Genomic DNA, 21194 nt, shown 5'->3' on the forward strand with positions numbered 1-21194 from the left:
GGAAATTGGCTCCAGATGATGAAATGCAGGCCCTATTATCCTAGGGGTTAACCCGTACGCGTAAGAAAATTGTCAGGTTTCATGAGCTAACGCAAACATTGCAGCCTGCAACCGAGCCGCCCCCACCCCGCTGACCCGTACCACCGATGTGTGCATAGCCAACTGCTGTCCCAGCAGATGCTGCACCGCAGCCTGCACCGCCAAGCCGTCCCGCTGCAAACCATCGGCCACCCAGGGCAGATCCGGCTGCAGCCAGAGTGTCATCGCGTAAGACTGGTGGTGCAAGTGGGCGGCGGCCAGCAGGCTGTTATCCGCAAAATAAAACTGGCTGTAGACCGCCGTCAGCAAGGGGCCGCATTCACAGAAAAGCATAGCGCCCTGCCCTTGATTTATAAGGGCTAGAGCCTGATTTTCTGCATCAATCTGCGCCTGCATCAGGGCCGCTTGTTCATCGCGCCGGGGTGTGCGTCCATGGCGGACACACCAGTCACGCAAGAGTTCAGGCACCACCTGGCCACCGGTCTGCGCCGCCAACTGCTGGGCCAGCGTGCTTTTGCCGGTGCATTCGGCACCGATGAGGCAAATCAGTCGGGGCGCCTGATCGGCCACACCAGTCACCCAGCGACCAGAAATCAGGCCGGGCGCAGGGTGTCCAGGCCGCCCAAATAAGGCCGCAGCACCTCAGGCACGGTGACCGAGCCGTCCGCGTTTTGGTAGTTCTCGAGCACCGCTACCAGGGTGCGGCCCACCGCCAGGCCGGAGCCGTTCAAGGTGTGGACCAGCTCGTTTTTGCCTTGTGCGTTTTTGAAGCGGGCCTGCAGGCGGCGCGCCTGGAAGGCCTCGCAGTTGCTGACCGAGCTGATTTCACGGTAGGTGTTTTGTGCGGGCAGCCAGACCTCCAGGTCATAGGTCTTGGCGGCGCCAAAACCCATGTCGCCGGTGCACAGGCTCATCACGCGGTAAGGCAGGCCCAGTTTTTGCAGGATGGCTTCGGCGTGGGTGGTCATCACTTCGAGCGCTTCGTAACTTTTCTCGGGGTGCACGATCTGCACCATCTCGACCTTGTCAAACTGGTGCTGGCGGATCAGGCCACGCGTGTCGCGCCCGGCGCTGCCGGCTTCCGATCGGAAACACGGGGTGTGGCCGGTGAGCAGCATCGGCAGTTCCGCTTCAGCCAGCACCACATCACGCACAAAGTTGGTCAATGGCACTTCGGCGGTGGGGATCAGGTACAGCGCGGTGTTGTCGGGCTGGGCTTCACCTTCTTGTCCACCTTTTTTGGCAGCGAACAGGTCGCCTTCAAACTTGGGCAACTGGCCGGTGCCACGCAGGGTTTCGCCGTTGACGATGTAGGGCGTGTAGCACTCGGTGTAGCCGTGTTCCTGGGTTTGCACGTCCAGCATGAACTGGGCCAGCACCCGGTGCAGGCGCGAGACCTGGCCCTTCATCACGGTAAAGCGCGAACCAGTGAGCTTGACGCCCATCTCGAAGTCCAGGCCCAGCGGTGTGCCCACATCCACGTGGTCCTTGATCTCGAAGTCAAACGTCCGGGGCGTGCCCCAGCTGCGCACCACCACATTGCCGTGTTCGTCGGCACCCAGCGGCACACTCTCGTGTGGCAGGTTGGGCACCGCCAGCAGCAGGGTTTGCAGCTCGGCCTGGATCTGATCCAGCCGGGTGGCCGAGGCGTCGAGCTCGTCCTTGATACCGCCCACCTGGGCCATGGCCGCAGCGGCCTCGTCATGCAAGCCTTTGCCTTTGAGCATACCGATCTGTTTGCTGGCTGCGTTGCGCTGGGCTTGCAGAGCTTCGGTGCGCATCTGGATGGTTTTGCGCTCGGTTTCCAACGCGGTGAAGGCTTCCACATTCAGGAAGGTTTGCGGGGTTTTGCGGGTTTCCAGGCGTGCCACGGCACTGGGCAGGTCTTTGCGGAGCAGGTTGATGTCTAACATGGTTTTATATGAAAAATGGGGCTCTAGCCCTTATGAAATAGGGGGAGATGACTATGATTCGTATAGCATCAAGATCGGGCAACAGGCGCAGCGGCCTCGTCATCCAGGTCCAGCCGCAGCCCTTTGGGCAGCGGGAACTTCACCGTCTCGGGCTGACCCGGCATGGTTTGCACCGACACCGCACCGAGCGCCTTGATGCGCTCCACCACCTGGCGCACCAGGATCTCAGGCGCCGAGGCACCGGCGGTCAAACCGACGCGGCTGCAGCCTTCAAACCAGTGCGGCTGCAGGTCTTCAGCGCGGTCGACCATGTAACCCGGTGTGCCGAGCTTGCGCGCCACCTCGGCGAGCCGGTTGCTGTTGGAGCTGGTCGGGCTGCCCACCACAATCACGATGTCGACCTGCGAACTCATGAGCTTGACCGCGTCCTGCCGGTTCTGCGTGGCGTAACAGATGTCCTGGTGTTTGGGTTCGCGCACCATCGGGAAGCGGGCCTTGATGGCCTGGGCGATGTGGGCGGCGTCGTCCACACTGAGTGTGGTCTGGGTCACCACCGCCAGCCGTTCGGTCTGGCGCGGGCTGACACGGGCCACATCCTCGACCTCTTCGACCAGGTGGATGCCGCCGTCGAGCTGGCCCATGGTGCCTTCCACCTCGGGGTGGCCCTTGTGGCCGATCATGATGAACTCGTAACCTTCTTTGGCCAGCTTGGCCACCTCCACATGCACCTTGGTCACCAGCGGGCAGGTGGCGTCAAAAATCTGGAAACCCCGGCGTTCAGCCTCCTGCTGCACCGCACGGCTCACACCGTGGGCAGAAAAAACCAGCGTCGCCCCCGGTGGGACGTCATCGAGCTCTTCAATAAAGATAGCACCCTTGGCTTTGAGGTCGTCCACCACATAGGTGTTGTGCACGATCTCATGGCGCACGTAAATCGGCGCGCCAAACTTGGTCAGGGCTTTTTCGACGATCTCGATGGCCCGGTCCACCCCGGCGCAAAAACCACGCGGCTCGGCCAGCAGGATGTTTTGAACAGCGGCGGTAGGCATGTTCACAACACCCCGATCAGTTGCACTTCAAAAAACACCGGCTGACCCGCCAGCGGGTGGTTGAAGTCGAGCTGCACCGCGTCGCCCTTGGCATCGCTGCGAAAGCCCAGAATCACTCCGGCAAACTCGCCCTGCGCGTCGGGGGTAGGGAACTTGAGCACCTCACCCACCGCGTATTGCTCGTCCTGTACACCCAGCTCCACCAGCTCCTGGCGCGCCATCCACTGCACCATGTCGGCGCTGCGCTCACCAAAGGCGACCCCTGCGGGCAACTCGATGGTGGTGTGGGTGCCCTCGGGCAGCCCCAGCAGAGCCGCCTCCAGCGCGGGGGACAGCTGACCTGTGCCCAGCGTCAGGGTCGCGGGTGAACCCTCAAAGGTGCTGACCACCACCCCGGCCGAGCCGCTCAAGCGGTAATGCAGGGTCAAAAAAGAGCCGGGAGAAACGCTGGCGACGGTGCTTGTCATGCTGATCCTGTACCTGAAAAGGAAACCAAAAAGAAAACGCTGTCCGTGTGGCGGCACCGATGGTCGAGCCCCGTGGTCTGGCCACAAAGCCCCAGAACCAAAACCGAGGCACATCAGCGCATAAACTGCCCGCATTGTAAAAGCCCCCTGCCCTGCGCCACCCCAAGTCGACTTCAGACCATGCCGCTCAAAGACCTGCCCCCCGATGCCCGTCCGCGCGAAAAGCTGCTGGCGCGCGGCCCCGGCGCGCTCAGCGATGTCGAGCTGCTGGCGCTGCTGCTGCGCACCGGCATCGTTGGCAAAGGGGTGCTGCAGCTGGCGCAGGAGCTGCTGCAGCTCAAGCCCCGCGCCGATGGTTGCGCCGGGTTTGACGGCATTGCTGGCCTGCTCAACGCCAGCGCCGACGACCTCAAACGGGTCAAAGGCCTGGGGCCGGCTAAACGTGCCGAGCTGGTGGCCGTGCTGGAGTTGGCCCGCCGCGCCATGGCACAAAAGCTGCAAGAACGCACCGTGTTCGACAACCCCGATGCGGTCAAACACTACCTGCAATTGCAGCTGTCGGCACGCCAACACGAGGTGTTTGCGGTGTTGTTCCTGGACGTGCAAAACCGTCTGATCGCGCTCGAAGAAATGTTTACAGGCACCCTGACCCAAACCAGCGTCTACCCACGCGAAGTGGTGTTGCGCGCGTTGCACCACCAGGCCAGTGCCGTGGTGCTGGCGCACAACCACCCCAGTGGCACGGTGTTACCCAGCCGCGCCGACGAGATGCTGACCCAGACCCTCAAAACCACGCTGGCGCTGATCGATGTGCGGGTGCTGGACCACGTCATCGTGGCCCCCGGCGAGGCGCTGTCCATGGCCGAGCGGGGACTGCTGTGAGCCGGGCCAAACCAGCGGCCCAGCCCCTGGGTGTGCTGCACAGCCACGCACCGGCCCCAGTGGCCTTGTCAAGCGCGCCGGTCAAGGTCAAGGCCCTGACCGATTTGAAAATTGTCAAACGCGCGATTGCCGAACAGGCCCGCCAGCGCGTCGCCCAAGCCAGTGCACAGGCCAAAGCTGCCAAACAGGCGGCGTCCGACCGCGAGCTCTTCATTCGGGCCGCTGGCGCCGTCCAGCCCTTACCAGACAAGCGCCATGTGCTCCATAAAAAGGAGCTGATCGTGCCGCTGGCGATGCAGTACCAGAAGGACGAGCAAGCGGTGCTCAAAGAGGCGATCAGTGATGAGTTTGATGTGAGCACCCTGCTCGACACCGACGAACACCTGAGTTTTCGCCGCCCCGGCATCGGGGTGGATGTGACCCGCAAACTGCGCCGGGGTGACTGGAGCATCCAACGCCAGCTGGACCTGCACGGCCTGCGCCGCGACGACGCCCGCGAGGCCCTGGGCCAGTTCATCCGTGACGCCCACAAACACGGCATCCGCTGTGTGCGGGTGGTGCATGGCAAGGGCCTGGGTTCACCCGGCAAGGTGCCGGTGCTCAAAAGCCGGGTGCACAGCTGGCTGGTGCAAAAAAACGAGGTACTGGCCTTTGTCCAGGCCAAACCAGCCGATGGCGGCGCAGGTGCGCTGGTGGTGCTGCTGATGGCGACCCGAGGCTGACGTTCTTGAACTAGGTGACTTTGCTCGATTGACCGAATTCCCGTGGCCACTGTTCGCCTGGTGCCAGCGGTATCAGTCCGCCCCTGATACAGCGATTGCGCATCTCGACGATCCACTCGTTGTTCTGATTTTCCAGGCATTCGATGAGCGGCCAACCAGGAGCCGTTTCTATCAAGTGCATCAGGGATGAAGCCAACCCGAAGCAACCATCTTGTCCAAAAAGCTGAATTAGGACACGAGCCTCCTCGTCAGTCACCGGTTTTGAGATTGCCCGATACAGCATGTCGAATTTTTTGACGAGATCAACGTCCTTGATAGCTTCTGGCGGGAGAGGCCCCAGCGCCTGCATTTCCTCAACTTCTTTTCTAAGGCAACACTGATCAAGTCCCCAGTTGGCCCATGACTTGCATGGTTCGTGGCATCCCAAGCAGGAGATGCAGATGAAACAACAAACTCTGGCCATGGCCGAACAACAAAGCTTTGAGACCTACCGCAAGCCCACGCGGCGCGATGAGTTCTTGAAGACCATGGAAGTCATCGTTCCCTGGGCCGCTCTGTGCGAAGTCATCGAGCCGTTTTACCCCAAGGCCGGTAATGGGCGTCCCCCCATCGGGCTTGAGCGTATGCTGCGCATCCACTTCATCCAGCACTGGTTCAACCTGGCAGACCTGGCCTGTGAAGAAGCTCTGTACGACAGCGTGAGCCTGCGTCGCTTCGTGGGCATTGACCTGGGGCGTGAATCTGTGCCGGACGCCACCACGGTGTTGAACTTTCGCAAACTCCTCAACAAGCACAAACTTGGCCAAGCCCTGTTTGCCCAAGTAGGCGCTGTCTTGCAAAGCAAGGGCTTCAAGCTCAACACCGGCACCATTGTGGACGCCACCATCATTGGTGCACCGAGTTCCACCAAGAATGCGAATAAGGCGCGCGACCCGGACATGCACCAAACCCGCAAGGGCCAACAGTGGTACTTTGGCATGAAGTTGCACATCGGTGTGGACAGCCAAAGTGGTCTGGCCCACCATGCGGTGGTCACAGCAGCCAACGTGCATGACAAACACCCACTGCCCAGTTTGTTGCATGGCAAGGAGCAACGCGTCTATGGCGACAGTGCCTACGCCAGCCAGAAGGAGCTGATCCGCAGTGCAGCACCCAAGGCCAAAGACTTCACCAACCAGCGCAGTCGCCGCTCTGGTGTGGTCGATGAAGGCATTCGCGCCAAGAACCGCAACAAATCCAAGATCCGCTCACGCGTGGAGCATGTATTTGCTGTGGTCAAGCGCCTGTGGGGCTTTGGCAAGGTGCGTTACCGTGGGTTGCAGAAGAACGCCACGCGGGCGTTTACTGCTTTGGCGCTGGCCAACATCTATCTCTGCCGACAAAGGCTGATGGCACAGGTGCGTCCATGAGGGCGCAATAGGGGGTGAATTCCCCCTGAAACAGCCTCAAAGGGGGCAAAAGCGAGCTCAGCTGGTCGCAATTTCGACAACTTCGGTTTCTCGATACCGCTGGGGCCTGCTTTGACTCTACTTGTTCAGCGTTGCCCTAACATCTTGCATAGTTAAAGTTTTTCACTCATGTATGGAAAACTGTCAAGATATTCAACCGACCATGGCACTCCCCTGCACCGCATGGCGCAACAGATTGCGCAGCTTGGCCGGGCGCACCGGTTTTTGCAGCAACACCAGCCCGGCCGACTGCACCTGCTGGCGCACACTGGTCTCGGTGTCGCCACTGATCACACAGGCGGGCAGGTCGGCGCCCAGGGTCTGGCGCAGCAGACAAATCGCGTCGATGCCGTTGTAGACACCTGGCAACCGGTAGTCACTGAGCACAAACGCCGGCGGCTGTGAGCGGCTCACCAGCGCGCAGGCAGTTGGCACGTCCACCGCGCTGGTGACCTGACAACCCCAGCTGCGCAGCAAACCGGCCAGCGCCACACCACCCAAGGCATCGTCTTCAATCAGTAACACCCGCAGGCCAGCCAGCTCGCTGCCGGGCGGGTCCATGGGCACCGCCACCGGTGCCACCACCGCGGGTGCGGGCACCATGGGCACCTGCACACAAAAGCGGGTGCCACAGCCCGGCTGGGAGCGCAGTGTCACCGGGTGGTTCAGCAGCAGGCAGGCCCGCTGCACCAGGCTCAAACCCAGACCCAGGCCCTTGTGGCGGTCTCGTTCGGGGTTGCTGATCTGGAAAAATTCCTGAAAAATTTTCTCGTGGTACTCCGACGCAATGCCGATGCCGCTGTCCCACACCTCGATACGTGCCTGGCCGTGGCCAGATCCCGGGCGACAACTCACCAGCACACAACCCCGGTGGGTATGCTGCACCGCGTTGCTGAGCAGGTTGAGCAACACCCGGTGCAACAACACCGGATCGCTGTGTACCCAGATTGGTGACGGGCGGATGTGCAGGCGTAGCCCTTTGGCAGCGGCCATGGCGTCAAAACTGATGCGCAGCTGGTCCAGCAACTGGTTCACCGGAAAAGCCGCCAGCCGCACCTCCATCGACGGTGCATCGAGCCGGGAATAGTCAAAAAAGGCATCCAGCATCTCCTGCAGCGCACGCACCGAGGCATCCACCCCGGCCACAAGTTCGCGGGTGGCCGCGTCTTGCTGGGGCAACTGGGTAAGCCGCGCGACAAACATGCCCAGCGCGTGGGCGGGCTGGCGTAGGTCGTGGCTGGCAGCCGCCAGAAAGCGCGACTTGCCCAGACTGGCGGCCTCGGCCTGGTCTTTGCGCCGGGCCAGTTCTGCGGCATAACGGCTGCGCACATGGTCAAAAGCCGCCGCCATCAAGGTGTAGAACAACAAGGACATCAAAAACTGTGGGCCGGCCACCGGGGTGTAGTGGTAAGCCCAGGGCAGGCTCGGGCCACCGGCCAGGAAGTACAGCGTGGCCAACCCCAAAAACCCGGCGCTCAGCAGCCAGCCAATCAACTGCCCTTTGAGGAAAAAAGCCAGAAACGGCACCGTGTAGACCCAGTACAGCCCGGTGCCTTCGACCCCGCCCAGCACAATCAGAGCGCTGAAAATCACCAGGGCCGAGGCCAACAGCAGGTTCTCGGCCAGGCCAACACGGTGTGCTTGGCTGGCGAACACCGTGGCCGGTGCCACCAGCAGCAGCACAGCCGCCAGTTCGACACAACCCAACACCCACTGCCCCGGTGTGAGCAGATTGAAGGCGGCAAACACCAGCCCAAACACCAGCCCGATGACACTGCCGGCCCGAACTTGCCGGGCGCGTTCGCCCCAACCGGTCACAGATTTCATTGACATTCCAGAGAGTGCTTGGCCAGCGGGCCGCCCCCGCAAGCACCGGCGATGCTACCAAATCACCAACAGCACCCGACTGTTTAGCCAGGCTGGTTGCGCATCCAATCGGCGGTCTGGAAAAACGCCTGGTTGAGCTGGGTTTGCAGCGCCGCGGGCACCTCAGTCTCACGCATGGCCTGGGCCATACAGGCCAGCCATTGGTCACGCTCGACCAGCCCGACCTTGAACGGCAGGTGGCGCGCGCGCAGGCGCGGGTGGCCAAAACGCTCGGTGTAATGCTGCGGCCCGCCCAGCCAGCCACACAAAAACCAGAACAACTTCTGGCGCGCCTCGTCCAGGCTGGCGCCATGCACCGCACGCAACTCGGCGTAGGCGGGGTCGAGTTCCATCAGGTCATAAAAACGGTCCACCAGAGCCTGGACGCTGGCCTCACCTTGCAGGCTCTCAAACGGGGTGCTGACACCGGATGTTGTTTCGTTGTTCATGGTGAAATTGGCTTATAGCCCTTATATCAATTGGCCTGATAGCTATGGTTCAAGTAGTAATCTCAGGTCGCCGCCTGGCGCAGCGTCTGAACCACCGGGCGGCGCAACACATCGCGCAAACCCCACCAGCCCGCTGCCAGCGCCAGCACCGCCCCGGCCAGGGCACCCAGCAGCGGCACCCACAAAGACACCGACCAACTGAAGTCAAACACATATTTGGCCAGCGCCCAGCCCACGCCACTGGCCACCAACGCCGCCAGAAAACCCGCCAGCGCACCCACACCGGCCAGCTCGATGCGCTGCACCTGGCGCAGCAGCTGCTGGCTGGCACCCACCGCCCGCATGATGGCGTACTCGCGTGCACGCTCCTCGCGGGTGGCGGTCACCGCCGCAAACAGCACCACCAGCCCAGCCGCCAAGGTGAAGGCAAACAGGTATTCCACCGCGCCGATCACCTGGTCCAACACACCCTGGATCTGGTTGATGGTGGTGGTCATGTTGATGCTGGTGATGTTGGGAAACTGGCGCACCAACTGGTTGTCAAAACCAGGGGTGGCGGGTGCCTTGAAGGCACTCAGGTAGGTGGTGGGCACACCGTCGAGCTGCGCCACCGGGTACATCGCAAAGAAGTTGGCGCGCATCGAGCCCCAGTCCACCTTGCGCAGCGAGCTGATGCGCGACACCACCTGGGTGCCGCCCACCTCAAAGGTCAGCTCATCGCCCAGCGCCAGCTTGAGGGTTTCGGCAATCCCCTCCTCGATGCTGATGGTGCCCGCCTCATCGGGCAGCCAGCGCCCGCCCGTCACCTGGTTCTGCTCGGGCAACTGGGCACTGTGTGAGAGGTTGAACTCGCGGTCCACCAGGCGCCGGGCGCGGTCTTCGCTGTAGTCATCGGGGCTGACGTCGCGGCCGTTGATGGCCACCAGCCGACCTCGGATCATCGGGAACCAGTCAAACTGGGCCACCCCTGCATCCTTGAGCGCCTGGGTGAAGGCCGGGCCCTGCTCGGGCGTGATGTTGATGACAAAACGGTTGGGCGCATCCTGCGGCGAGGCCTGGCGCCAGCTGGCGATCAGATCGGTGCGCAGCAGCACCAGCAACACCAGCGCCAGCAGGCCCACCGCCAGGCTGCTGACCTGCACCACCGCAAACGCAGGGCGGGCCGAAATCTGCCGTGTGGCCAGCACCAGCGCGGTGGGCGCGGTGCTGTCGTTGACGCTGTAGCGCAGCAGCTTCACCGCGAGCCAGCTCAGGGCGGCAAACAGCACCGTGGCCCCGGCAAAACCACCCACCGCAATCAGCCCCAGTTTGAGGTCGTTGCTGGCCGCCAGCAGCAAGGCGGCAAAACCAATCAAGCCCACACCCAGCACACCGGCCGAGGTCGGTTTGAGGCCACCGACGTCACGGCGAATTACTCGCAGCGGTGGCACCTGGGCCAGTTGCAACACCGGTGGTAAGCCAAAGGCCAGCAGCAGGGTCAGGCCCATGCCCAAACCAAACAACACCGGCCACACAGTGGGGGCTGGCAGGCTGGTGGTCACCAGACCGGCGAGCAGGGTCACAAAGCCATAGTGCACTGCAAAACCCAGCGCCACCCCCAGGCCACTGGCCAGCAGCCCCACCAGCAAAAACTCCAGGCTGTAGGCACCGGCGATGGTGCGCTGGGGCAGGCCCAGCACCCGCAGCATGGCGCAGTCGTCCAGATGGCTAGCCGCAAAACCACGCGCCGCCAGCGCCACCGCCACCGCACTGAGCAGGGCCGCCAGCAGCGCGACCAGGTTCAGAAACTTCTCGGCGCGCTCCAGCGTGGTGCCGAATTCCGGGCGGCCACCTTGCAGCGTGTCCACCCGCATCCCGCGCACCTTGTTGGCCAGAATTTGCGCCTGCACCCAATCGACAAACGCCTGCACAGCGGTGTCGTCACCCGCCACCGCCAGCCGGTAATTGATGCGGCTGGCCGGCTGCACCAGGCCGGTGCTCTCCAGGTCGGCCTGGTTGATCATCACACGTGGTGAAAAACTCATGAAACCGGCGCCACGGTCCGGTTCGTTGACGATCAGGCGGCCCACGCGCAGCGCCGTATCTCCCAGCATCAGGGTCTGGCCAGGCAACAAACCCAGGCTGTCAAGCACCGCCACATCGACCCAGGCTTCACCCGGGCTGGGCACCTCACGTGTCAAGGTGTCGGGGGCACCGGTTGCGGCGCTGGTGCGCAAGCTGCCACGCAAGGGGTAACCAGCCTGCACCGCTTTCAAGGCTACCAGTTTGGTCTGGCCACCCTGGGCGTCTGGAGCCCGCGCCATGGTCGGAAAACTCAAGGTCTGGCTGCGTTGTAAACCCAAGGATTGAACCTGGGCCAGAAAAGCTTCGGGGATCGGGTTGTCACTGACCACCACCGCGTCCCCCCCCAGCAACTGGCGCGCGTCACGCTGCAGACCGCCCTTGAGCCGGTCGGCAAAAAAGCCGACAGCGGTGAGTGCGGCCACCGCCAGCGCCACCGCCACCATCAACAAACGCAGCTCACCGGCGCGTACATCACGCCACAACGAACGCCAGCCCAGGGTCAGAAAAGAAATACGCATGTCTGGAAGATACCGCAGTCCGCCGCCACAGCCCGGCGGGTGCGCCGCTTTACCCCAAACCGCCTGGTGTCAAGCCAAGCAGCTGGGGCTGAAAACCATCGGACTCAGGTGTAGGGCAGGAAACAACACGGCGCTACAGCACGGGTTCAGAGCAGCTGGGCACGACCGGTCCCGGCGAAAGGTGGTAGCGGTTTTTGCCTGCCATCTTGGCCTGGTACATCGCCATGTCGGCCTCGTGCAAGAGCTCGTCTCGCGTGCGCTTGTTTGATTGCGGAAAGAAGCTGATACCCATGCTGGCGGTGACCGTCAAGGTCTGACCACGCCAGTCCATGGGCTGGGACGCCGCCTCCAGCAAGCGCTCCAGAGTTGGTATCGCATCGGCCGGGGCGGCCAGATCAGCCAGCAGGGCCACAAACTCATCACCCCCGTTGCGCGCCAGCGTGTCACTCTCGCGCAAACTCAAACGCATGCGCTCGGCCAAGGTGACGAGCATCTGGTCACCAGCTTCATGGCCATGGTGGTCATTGATGGCCTTAAAACCGTCCAGATCAATGAACACCACCCCCAGCAACAGCTGGCGGCGCTGGGCCTGGGTCATGGCGTTGCGCATGCGGTCGGCCAGAAACACGCGGTTGGGCAGGTTGGTCAAGGGGTCATAACGTGCTGAATGCTCCAGCTCGTCCTGGTAGGCCTTGATCGAGGTGATGTTGTTGAACACCGCCACAAACTGCTGCACCTTGCCCTGCGAGTCAGGCACCGCACTGATGGTGAGCAACTCGGCAAACACCTCGCCGTCCTTGCGCCGGTTCCAGATCTCGCCGCGCCATTGGCCGGTGGCCAGCAGCTCGGACCACATGGCCTCGTAAAAAGCCTTGTCCTGGCGCCCCGAGTTCAGGAATCGCGGGTTTTTTCCCAGCACTTCGGCCCGGCTGTAGCCGGTGATGCGCACAAAAGCATCGTTGACATCGATGATGCTGCCATCGGCCTGGGTGATCACAATACCTTCACGGATATGGGTGAAAACAAAAGCGGCGTTGACACGCTGCAGCCGCTCGGACTCGGCACGCTGCAGTTGCAACAGCCATTGCCGCCGATGCAAACCCCAAGCCAGAAAGCTCAAAACCACCAGCACCGGTATCAAAACACCCAGCACGGTGGTGACTTCGGTGACCCAGCGCGCCAGCGCCACCTCGCGGTACAAATGGGTCAGCACCACAAACGGGTACAGCGTCGACACCCGATACGCGGTCAAGGTTGCTTGACCCAGTTCGGCCTCAAACTGGCCAAACTCGCGCTCCTGAAAACGCAGTGCCAAAGCCTTGCCGTAAGCCGTCTGGCCAACAGGCATCTCTGGATTGGTGGTCATCAGGCGAGCGCCGTCCAATCGCAACACCTCGACCATGCCTACCGGTCCATCGAGCTGTTGCGCCATCTGGTTGACAAAGTAGTCAGGGTTCAGTGCCACCAACAGCCGCAAGCCCTCGCTGCCCTGCAACGGCAGGGTCGCCGGAATCAGGGTCGACACACCGTCGGTTGCTACACCGGCACCCACACCGGCCTCGGCCGCCCGCCCGGCGGCAAAGTCGCGCCCCAGCCACGGTGTGCCCAGGCGCAACACGGTCTGGGGGCCGTGGATCAGGGGCAGGTAGTCGCTGGTTGGCACCTGTTGCGCCACATTGGCGGGGTTGGAACTGGCCACGATGCGGTCCTGGCTGTTGATCAGCGACAGCGAACGCAAATGGGGTGCCCCGCGCAGAATCTGGGCAAAGTCGGCCTCCACCTCGCGCAAACCAGCCTTGCCTCGCGCACCCGACAAAGCCTGGGAGGCGGCCTGGCCGGTGGCATTGAGGCTTTGTGTGAGGGCATTTTCAAAACTGCGCGCCATCAGGGCAGACTGTTGGAAACTGCTGGCCAGTGCATCACTGCGCAACAGCCACAAGGTGTAGCCGGTGATACACAGCACAGCGCCGATGAAGGCGCTGAGCATCAGGAAAAACCGGCCCCGGGGAAGTGCCTCACCCGCCATCAACGTACCACAATCGGCTCAAGCCGATACCTTTGGGCTGCGGCCAACAGGCGCCCGTCACGCTGGATGTCACTGACAAAACGCTCCAACCGGGCATACCAGGCATCATCACCTGGCGCCATGGCGTACCCATAGGAGGTGACGTGGTAGGCATGGTCGGGCGCCACCAGGCGCGCCCAGTCGGCATTGGCCAGGAAACGTTGGCTGTAGGGGTAATCGGTCATGAAGACATCGGCACGACCGGCCTGTACCTCCTGCTCACGTGCAAACGGTGTGTTGAGCACCATCAGCTGCGCATGCTGGAGCCGACTCTTCATGACCGGCTCATGCAAAGTGCCTTGCGCCACAGCCACCACCGAACCTTCTTTGTCAATGTCGGCCCAACTGCGGATACGGCGGTTGGTTTTGGAGGTCACCGCATAGATGTCACTGGCCAGATGCGGCCGGGTGAAACGCAGCAGCTTTTGCCGCTCAGCCGTGATGCCCACCGCAAACATGGCGACATCACAGTGGTCTTGCAGCAAGTCATCGGCCAATTTGGCAAAAGAGCTGTCAACAAAGTCCACCGCCACACCCAAGTCATTGCCCAGCTCCTGTGCCAGCTCGATGTCGATGCCTGAGAGTTGCTGGGTCTTGGGGTTGCGGTAGGTGATGCCGTGGTAATCCGGCCAGATACAAACCCGAACGGTTTTGGCGGTTTGAACACGGCGCAGACGACCAGGCACCTCTGCGGCGCTGGGGGTCCCAGCGACAGCTGCTTGTGCCATGGGCGCCGAGCCTGCAATCAGTGCCCCCGACACTACCAACAACGTCAAGAGATGCATAGCGTTGATCTTTTGTTGCTTCGCTTTTTTAGTCTGCTTCACGCAGATTCTGCCATGCATCACCCAGCCCGGTAACAAGACCGGAACAAGCTTCGGCGGCACCAGCCGCCACCGTCGATCAGGTGTCTTTGGAGATCTTGATGGCCGGGAAGCGGCTGGAGAAATCCTTGTTTTTGGCGGCAATCGCCAGTGCCACCTTGCGCGCCACCGCCTTGTACAGAGCGGCAACTTCCCCGTCGGGCTCGGCCACCACGGTGGGCTGGCCGCTGTCGGCCTGCAGGCGGATCTGCATCTTGAGTGGCAAAGCGCCCAGGTAATCCATGCCGTACTCGCTGGCCATCTTCTTGCCACCGTCAGCCCCAAAAATATGCTCCACGTGGCCGCAGTTGCTGCACACATGCACCGCCATGTTTTCCACAATGCCCAGGATCGGTACCCCCACCTTCTCAAACATCTTGATGCCCTTGCGCGCGTCCAGCAAGGCAATGTCCTGCGGCGTGGTCACCACCACAGCACCGGTCAGTGGCACTTTTTGCGCCAGGGTCAGCTGGATGTCGCCGGTGCCGGGGGGCATATCGACAATCAGATAGTCCAGGTCTTTCCAGCGGGTCTGGCGCAACAACTGGTCCAGCGCCTGGGTGGCCATCGGGCCACGCCAGATCATGGCCTCATCGGGGGCGATCAGAAAGCCGATGGACATCACCTGCACACCAAAGTTCTCCAGCGGCTCCATGGTCTGGCCGTCGGTGCTTTCGGGGCGGCCGCTGATGCCCATCATCATCGGGATGCTGGGGCCATAGATGTCGGCGTCGAGCAAGCCCACACGCGCACCCTCGGCGGCCAGTGCCAGCGCCAGGTTGACAGCGGTGGTGCTTTTGCCCACGCCGCCCTTGCCGGAGGCGACCGCCAGGATGTTTTTGACGCCGGGCAAGAGCTGCACACCACGCTGCACCGCATGGGCTGTGATGTGGGTCGTGACATTCACCGACACATTGACCGTGGGGGCAACGGTCTTCACCGCAGCCATCAGGGCCTGGCGCAAACCCTCCACCTGGCTTTTGGCGGGGTAACCCAGTTCCACATCAAATGCCACCTCCCCCGCACGCACCACCAAGTTCTTGAGCGCTTTGCTCGACACAACATCACGCCCGGTGTTGGGGTCGATCACGTTTTTGAGGGCATCCAGAATGGTTTGGTCAGTCACGGTCATAGGTTTCTCCGAAAACGGAGAGTCTAGCCAAGACGCCATGTCCCTTTTTGACACGGCCTGAATCAGGGTAATCCCGAAACACGCCGTAAAACACGCTGTTTGCGCTTGGGGCGTGGCCAACTGCTGCTCATAATTCGCGCATGCCTCTGTACCCCGCCTCCACCAGCCCGGCACCACCTGCCGCAGAAACTACCGCAGCCCTGATGCTCTCAGGCGGCGGCGCCCGTGCGGCCTACCAGGTGGGGGTGCTGGAGGCCATCTCGGAGCTGCGCCAGATCTGTGGTGAACAAAACGGCCCCAACCCGTTTCCAATCATCAGTGGCACCTCGGCGGGCGCCATCAACGCCGCCTCGCTGGCCTGTGGCGCCGACCAGTTTGACCAGACCGTGCACCGCATTGCCAATGTCTGGCGTGGCTTCCATGCCGACCATGTGTACCTGGCCGACTCGGTGAGCATGCTGCGCTCGGGCGCCAAGTGGATGACGCTACTGTCCATGGGCTGGCTGATTGCCCGGTGGCGCCGTGTCAAACCCAAGTCCTTGCTGGACAACAGCCCGCTGGCCGAATTGCTCACACGCATGGTGCCGCTGGAGCGTATTCCCTCGCTGGTGCGTGACGGCCACCTGCAGGCGCTGTCTGTCACCGCGTCAAGCTACACCACCGGTGAACACTTCACTTTTTTTGAGGGTGACAAACGCCTGCAGCCCTGGACCCGCTCACAACGCCGTGGCCTGCGTGACAAGATCACCCACGAACACCTGCTGGCCTCCAGCGCCATCCCCTTTGTGTTTCCGGCGATGCCGCTGCGTCTGGACGGTGAAACCGCCTACTACGGCGATGGCTCGATGCGCCAGTCGGCACCGATTGCACCGGCCATCCACCTCGGCGCGCAGCGCATCTGCGTGATTGGCGCCGGGCGGGTGCACGAGCCCAAACGGCAGGGCAGCGCGGCTGAAGCGGGCAGCTACCCGAGCCTGGCGCAGATTGCCGGGCACGCACTGGCCAATATTTTCCTGGATGCCCTGGCGGTGGACATCGAACGCATCCGACGCATCAACCAGACCCTGAGCCTGGTGTCGCCCGAGATGCGTGCGGCCAGCAACCTGCGCCCCATCGAGCTGCTGCTGATTTCCCCCTCCGAACAGCTTGACGTGATTGCCGCCCGGCATGTGGGCGAACTGCCCCCGGCGGTGCGCAGCGTGCTGGGTAGCCTGGGGGTGTCATCCCAAACCTCGGACGAACGCGGTGCCCCGCTGGCCAGTTACCTGCTGTTCGAGCCCGGCTACACCCATGAGCTGATGGCGCTGGGCCACAAAGACGCGATGCGCCAGCGTGCCGAGATCTGCAAGTTTTTTGACTGGACCGATCCTGAAGCTGCATCCCCGTCAGCACCAGGGGCGGCCCTGCCTGCACGCCATCACCCTGAACGCCGCCGCGACCCGCTGCGCCTGCGCTGAGCCCCCCGGCGCGGCACAGTCGCACCATGCCCGACTAAAATTATGGGCTGTCCCAGAAAGATCCCGCTCCATGACCCGTCAACTTTTTGTCACCACCGCCCTGCCCTACGCCAATGGCAACTTCCACATTGGCCACATCATGGAATACATCCAGGCCGACATCTGGGTGCGTTACCAGCGCATGATGGGCACCGCCATCGATTTTGTCTGCGCTGATGACACCCACGGCGCACCGATCATGATCGCCGCTGAAAAAGCCGGCCTCACCCCGCAACAGTTTGTGGCCAACATCGCCGCCGGGCGCAAGCCCTACTTGGACGGTTTCCACATCAGTTTTGACAACTGGCACAGCACCGACGCGCCTGAGAACCACGAGCTGGCGCGCCAGATCTACCGCGACCTGCGCGACAACCCCGAGGGCTCGCTGATTGAAACCCGCACCATCGAACAGTTTTTCGACCCCGAGAAAAACATGTTCCTGCCGGACCGGTTCATCAAAGGCGAATGCCCCAAGTGCCATGCCAAAGACCAGTACGGCGACAACTGTGAGGTCTGTGGCGCGGTCTACGCCCCGACCGACCTGATCAACCCGTTTTCTGCCCTGTCGGGTGCCAAGCCGGAGCTCAAAAGCTCGGAGCACTTTTTCTTCAAACTCTCCGACCCACGTTGTGTGGCCTTTCTGGAGCAGTGGACCCAAGACGGCAAGTTGCAGCCCGAGGTGGCCAACAAGATCAAGGAATGGTTCACCATCCGCACCAACCCGGACGGCACACAGAGTGAAGGCCTGGGTGACTGGGACATCAGCCGCGATGCACCCTACTTTGGCATCGAGATCCCGGACGCACCGGGCAAATACTTCTACGTCTGGCTGGACGCACCGATTGGTTACCTGGCCTCGCTCAAAAATCTGTTGGGCAAACGCGGCCTGGACTTCGATGCCTACATGGCCAACCCCGAGCTGGAGCAGTACCACTTCATCGGCAAAGACATCGTCACCTTCCACACCCTGTTCTGGCCCGCCACGCTCAAATTCAGTGGCCGCAAGACGCCGGACAACGTGTTTGTGCACGGCTTTTTGACGGTCAACAACGGCGAAAAAATGAGCAAGAGCCGCGGCACCGGGCTGGACCCGCTCAAGTACCTGAGCTTGGGCATGAACCCCGAGTGGCTGCGTTATTACCTGGCTGCCAAACTGTCCGCCCGCAACGAAGACATCGACTTCAACGCCGACGACTTCATGGCCCGCGTCAACAGCGACCTGATTGGCAAGTTTGTCAACATTGCCAGCCGCGCTGCCGGCTTCTTGAGCAAACGTTTTGAGGGCAAACTGGGCGAAGTGTCCGAAGACGGCGCCGCCCTGCTGCACCAGTTGCGCATTGAGCGCGTCAGCATTGAACGCCTGTATGAAGAGCGTGAATACGCCAAGGCCCTGCGTGAAACCATGCTGCTGGCGGACCGTGTCAACGCCTATGTGGACGCCAACAAACCCTGGGACCTGGCCAAACAGCCGGGGCAGGACGAGCGCCTGCAAGGTGTGTGTTCGGTGTGTATCAAGGCGTTCCGCATCCTCACCTGTTACCTCAAGCCAGTGCTGCCGCAGTTGGCACAACAGGTGGAAACTTTCCTCAACATCGCCCCCTTGACCTTTGGCAATGTGAGCGAGCCGCTGCACACCGGCCACCAGATTGGCAGCTACCAGCACCTGATGCAACGTGTCACCACCGACCAGCTTGATGCCTTGTTTGAGCCTCCAGCCCAGGTTAATAAAGAGCCTATCGCTATGGAAAAAGCAGCAAACCAGCTACCCGGTGGTGAATCCATTGCACCCACCATCAGCATCGACGACTTTGCCAAGATCGACTTGCGTATCGCCAAGATCATCAACTGCAGCGCGGTGGCTGGCTCCACCAAGCTGCTGCAGCTCACGCTAGATGTGGGTGAGGTCGACGAAGCCGGTCAGCCCAAAACCCGCAACGTCTTTTCAGGCATTGCCAGCTGCTACAAGCCCGAAGACCTGACGGGCAAACTCACCGTGCTGGTGGCCAACCTGGCACCGCGCAAGATGAAGTTTGGGGTCAGTGAAGGCATGGTGCTGGCCGCGAGCCACGCCGACGAAAAAGCCCAACCCGGCATCTATGTGCTAGAGCCTTTCCCCGGTGCACAGCCGGGCATGCGGATTCACTGAGCGGGTGACGCCAGTTCAGTGACTGACTGTGGCCCGGCGCGGGCAAGCGACCGATTGGGCCGGGGCGGCAGATTCACAAGCAAAATTGACCGTTAGCCCTTATACAACAAGGGCTAATAGCTATCTAAAGCGCAGCACCCAGCACACCACCCCTCAGACCAGTACCGCCTCCACCGGGCGGCGCAAAGACCTGGGCAGGCTTGGGCCGCGCCCGAACCGCACCACCAGATCCGGGCGCTGGCCCCCCAAACCCAGGAGACTTGCCAACTGCGGGCGCAATGCCGCCACCTCCACCGGCTGGTTCAACATCGCGTTGCGGATGCCCAGCGCGGTGGCCTGCAGCGCAAAACGCTCATAACAGCGCCCCACCTCCACCCAGTGGGCCTTGTCAGCGGCTTGCCCCACAAACACAGCGATCCCCGCGGAACTGCGCACCTGCCGCGCCAGCTTGTCGTTCTCACTTTTTGGGGTGACCACCCAGTCAAATAACCTGTCACCCAACCAGGCCGGCACACTCGGGTTGCCCGACGCCGCGCTGTACAGGCCGTCGCGCGTGCGCGCCGCGTCCGCGCCGTTAAAACGCAGCCAGGTCTTGAGCTCGGTGACAAAGGCCGGGTCCGCCAGCTGGGCCGTGTTGCCGTGCAGAATGAGATCGAGCACCTGCGCCATCGCTGCGGGCTCGGTCAGCAACAGCAGCTGCACAGTGTTTGAGCTGCCCGCACGCTGCAGCAACGCCAGCTCGGCAGTGCTGAGCGGCTGGCCGTCATAGTCACCCCGGGTGCATTGGCGCAGCGGGATGGCCTTGAACACATCGGTGGCCTGCGCCGCCGTGGGGCTGAGCGACACGCGCAGCGCGTCGGTGGCGGGATCAAACACCCCCTCGCCCTGGAGCCCATGGGCCTGTGCGGCCTGGGTCAGGTTCTCGGCCGCGCACCCCAGCGACACAAACACATGGTGCAAGTCCGGGTCCACCACAGGGCACAAGCGCGTCCGGTCAGGCAGGATGCTGATGGCCTGGCCGCTGCGGTCCAGCGCAAACTTCCAGCACTGCGTGTTGTGGCTGGACGGCGCCAGCGTGGCGTAACGCACCAGCTCACGACTGAGTGCGGCGCCATTGAACCCGGTCAACGCCCCCAGCCGCCAGGTCTGATCGGCCACCGACTCGTAACTGTTTTCTGCGGGTTTTGATGGACAACCAGCGAGGGCCAGTGAGCCGCCCAGGAGGGCTGAGGTGGTGAAGTGTCTGCGTGTGAACATGGTGCGGCTCCGTTGCCTAACAACGGCCCGTGAACTGGGTCGGTGCATTGATGGGATTGTGCGCTTGGTATGTTTCAGGGCAATGGGCGGAGCCAGGTCATCGGTGTGGATATCGCATTGGCCTTGCCCCTGAAAAAGCGTACTCCATAGCTGATAGATAGAAGTCAGTTTTTGGGAGAGAGAAATGAGCGAATCGAAACGACGGGCACGGTACACGCTGGAGTACAAGCTGGAGGCCGTCAGGTTGGTCAAGGGCAGCCAAGTGGCGCAAGTCAAAGCCAAGATACCAGACATCCCCAAGCAGGCTCTGGAGAACTGAATTCGCTTTCATGGCAAAGGCCAGCTCAAGGGTGCTGGCGACAAGCTGGTGAGCCCAGAGCAAATGGAACTCGCTAGGCTACGTGCGGAGACTGCACAACTGAGGATGGAGCGTGACATTCTGGGGAAAGCTACGGCGTACTTCGCGCGAGTATCAAAGTGAAGTACGCCTGGATAGCCAGCAACAAGAAGCATTGGCCGGTATCTCTGGCTTGCGAGATGTTGGGCGTGAGCACCAGCGGCTACTTCGAGAACATGAGGTGCAAAGTCGCTGACAAGCCATCGAGACCAGGTGCCAACAAACGAAACAGCGATGAAGCCCTGCCAGCCTACATCCGGGGCCATCCACACCGAGGTCAGGCAGCAATACGGCTGGCCCATGATGTGGAAGGAACTGGTGATACGCGGCATTCGCGTGGGCAAAGAGCGGGAGCGAAAGCTGATGAAGCTGCATGGCATCAAGGCCAGAGGCAAAGAGCCTGTCAGAAATTTTGTGTGTG

17 protein-coding genes and 1 pseudogene are annotated in these 21194 nt (G+C 62.1%); 6 read left to right on the forward strand and 12 right to left on the reverse strand.

What is annotated here, in order from left to right; genetic code table 11:
- Positions 1-72 precede the first annotated feature (72 nt).
- From RF819_RS16925 to RF819_RS16940, 4 genes are all read right to left on the reverse strand, one after another.
- Positions 73-618 carry an AAA family ATPase gene (locus RF819_RS16925; protein ID WP_158081305.1) on the reverse strand — a complete coding sequence of 182 codons (546 nt, stop codon included), beginning with the start codon at positions 616-618 and terminating at the stop codon, positions 73-75.
- 14 nt (positions 619-632) lie between these two features.
- Positions 633-1952, reverse strand: coding sequence for a serine--tRNA ligase (gene serS, locus RF819_RS16930; protein ID WP_078366060.1), 1320 nt, complete (start codon positions 1950-1952; stop codon positions 633-635).
- Positions 1953-2020: 68 nt separating this feature from the next.
- Entirely contained in the window at positions 2021-3001 is a 981-nt protein-coding gene (gene ispH, locus RF819_RS16935; RefSeq protein ID WP_078366061.1) for a 4-hydroxy-3-methylbut-2-enyl diphosphate reductase, read from the reverse strand.
- 2 nt (positions 3002-3003) lie between these two features.
- Positions 3004-3468 carry an FKBP-type peptidyl-prolyl cis-trans isomerase gene (locus RF819_RS16940; protein WP_078366062.1) on the reverse strand — a complete coding sequence of 155 codons (465 nt, stop codon included), beginning with the start codon at positions 3466-3468 and terminating at the stop codon, positions 3004-3006.
- A gap of 180 nt (positions 3469-3648) precedes the next feature.
- Here RF819_RS16940 and radC point away from each other — a divergent pair, with 180 nt between their 5' ends.
- Both radC and RF819_RS16950 read left to right on the forward strand, forming a co-directional pair.
- A complete protein-coding gene (gene radC / locus RF819_RS16945) occupies positions 3649-4350 on the forward strand; it encodes a RadC family protein (protein WP_078366063.1) in 702 nt (233 codons plus the stop codon).
- A 65-nt stretch (positions 4351-4415) separates the two neighbouring features.
- Complete coding sequence (locus RF819_RS16950; protein ID WP_078367016.1) at positions 4416-5072, forward strand: Smr/MutS family protein; 657 nt, start codon at positions 4416-4418, stop codon at positions 5070-5072.
- Positions 5073-5082: 10 nt separating this feature from the next.
- Here RF819_RS16950 and RF819_RS16955 read toward each other — a convergent pair whose 3' ends face one another.
- The gene (locus tag RF819_RS16955) at positions 5083-5421 is read right to left on the reverse strand and encodes a hypothetical protein (RefSeq protein WP_078366064.1); all 339 of its coding nucleotides are present in this window, start codon (positions 5419-5421) and stop codon (positions 5083-5085) included.
- 91 nt (positions 5422-5512) lie between these two features.
- On the opposite strand from RF819_RS16955, the gene RF819_RS16960 reads away from it, so the two are divergent.
- Positions 5513-6481 (forward strand): IS5 family transposase, encoded by a 969-nt coding sequence (locus RF819_RS16960; protein WP_078366726.1) that lies wholly within the window; start codon positions 5513-5515, stop codon positions 6479-6481.
- Positions 6482-6673: 192 nt separating this feature from the next.
- Here the strand turns inward: RF819_RS16960 and RF819_RS16965 are convergent, their stop codons facing one another.
- The 6 genes from RF819_RS16965 to apbC form a co-directional block, all read right to left on the reverse strand.
- Complete coding sequence (locus tag RF819_RS16965; RefSeq protein ID WP_158081306.1) at positions 6674-8347, reverse strand: ATP-binding response regulator; 1674 nt, start codon at positions 8345-8347, stop codon at positions 6674-6676.
- Positions 8348-8430: 83 nt separating this feature from the next.
- Positions 8431-8835, reverse strand: a complete 405-nt coding sequence (locus tag RF819_RS16970) for a group II truncated hemoglobin (protein WP_078366066.1) — start codon at positions 8833-8835, stop codon at positions 8431-8433.
- Positions 8836-8897: 62 nt separating this feature from the next.
- Complete coding sequence (locus tag RF819_RS16975; protein WP_078366067.1) at positions 8898-11417, reverse strand: ABC transporter permease; 2520 nt, start codon at positions 11415-11417, stop codon at positions 8898-8900.
- Between the two features lie 133 nt (positions 11418-11550).
- Complete coding sequence (locus RF819_RS16980; RefSeq protein WP_242473371.1) at positions 11551-13404, reverse strand: diguanylate cyclase domain-containing protein; 1854 nt, start codon at positions 13402-13404, stop codon at positions 11551-11553.
- A 38-nt stretch (positions 13405-13442) separates the two neighbouring features.
- Entirely contained in the window at positions 13443-14210 is a 768-nt protein-coding gene (locus tag RF819_RS16985) for an ABC transporter substrate-binding protein (protein ID WP_078367017.1), read from the reverse strand.
- A 175-nt stretch (positions 14211-14385) separates the two neighbouring features.
- The gene (gene apbC, locus RF819_RS16990) at positions 14386-15477 is read right to left on the reverse strand and encodes an iron-sulfur cluster carrier protein ApbC (protein ID WP_078366069.1); all 1092 of its coding nucleotides are present in this window, start codon (positions 15475-15477) and stop codon (positions 14386-14388) included.
- Positions 15478-15617: 140 nt separating this feature from the next.
- Here apbC and RF819_RS16995 point away from each other — a divergent pair, with 140 nt between their 5' ends.
- Entirely contained in the window at positions 15618-16934 is a 1317-nt protein-coding gene (locus RF819_RS16995; RefSeq protein WP_078366070.1) for a patatin-like phospholipase family protein, read from the forward strand.
- A 70-nt stretch (positions 16935-17004) separates the two neighbouring features.
- Complete coding sequence (metG, locus tag RF819_RS17000) at positions 17005-19119, forward strand: methionine--tRNA ligase (protein WP_078366071.1); 2115 nt, start codon at positions 17005-17007, stop codon at positions 19117-19119.
- Between the two features lie 153 nt (positions 19120-19272).
- On the opposite strand, the gene RF819_RS17005 is transcribed toward metG, so the two are convergent.
- Entirely contained in the window at positions 19273-20376 is a 1104-nt protein-coding gene (locus RF819_RS17005) for an Acg family FMN-binding oxidoreductase (protein ID WP_078366072.1), read from the reverse strand.
- 184 nt (positions 20377-20560) lie between these two features.
- Here RF819_RS17005 and RF819_RS21790 point away from each other — a divergent pair.
- A pseudogene (locus RF819_RS21790) lies at positions 20561-21190 on the forward strand (IS3 family transposase); the annotation flags it as partial.
- Positions 21191-21194: the final 4 nt, after the last annotated feature.

It is taken from the genome of Rhodoferax fermentans, from assembly GCF_002017865.1.
In the GTDB taxonomy this organism is placed as follows: domain Bacteria; phylum Pseudomonadota; class Gammaproteobacteria; order Burkholderiales; family Burkholderiaceae_C; genus Rhodoferax; species Rhodoferax fermentans.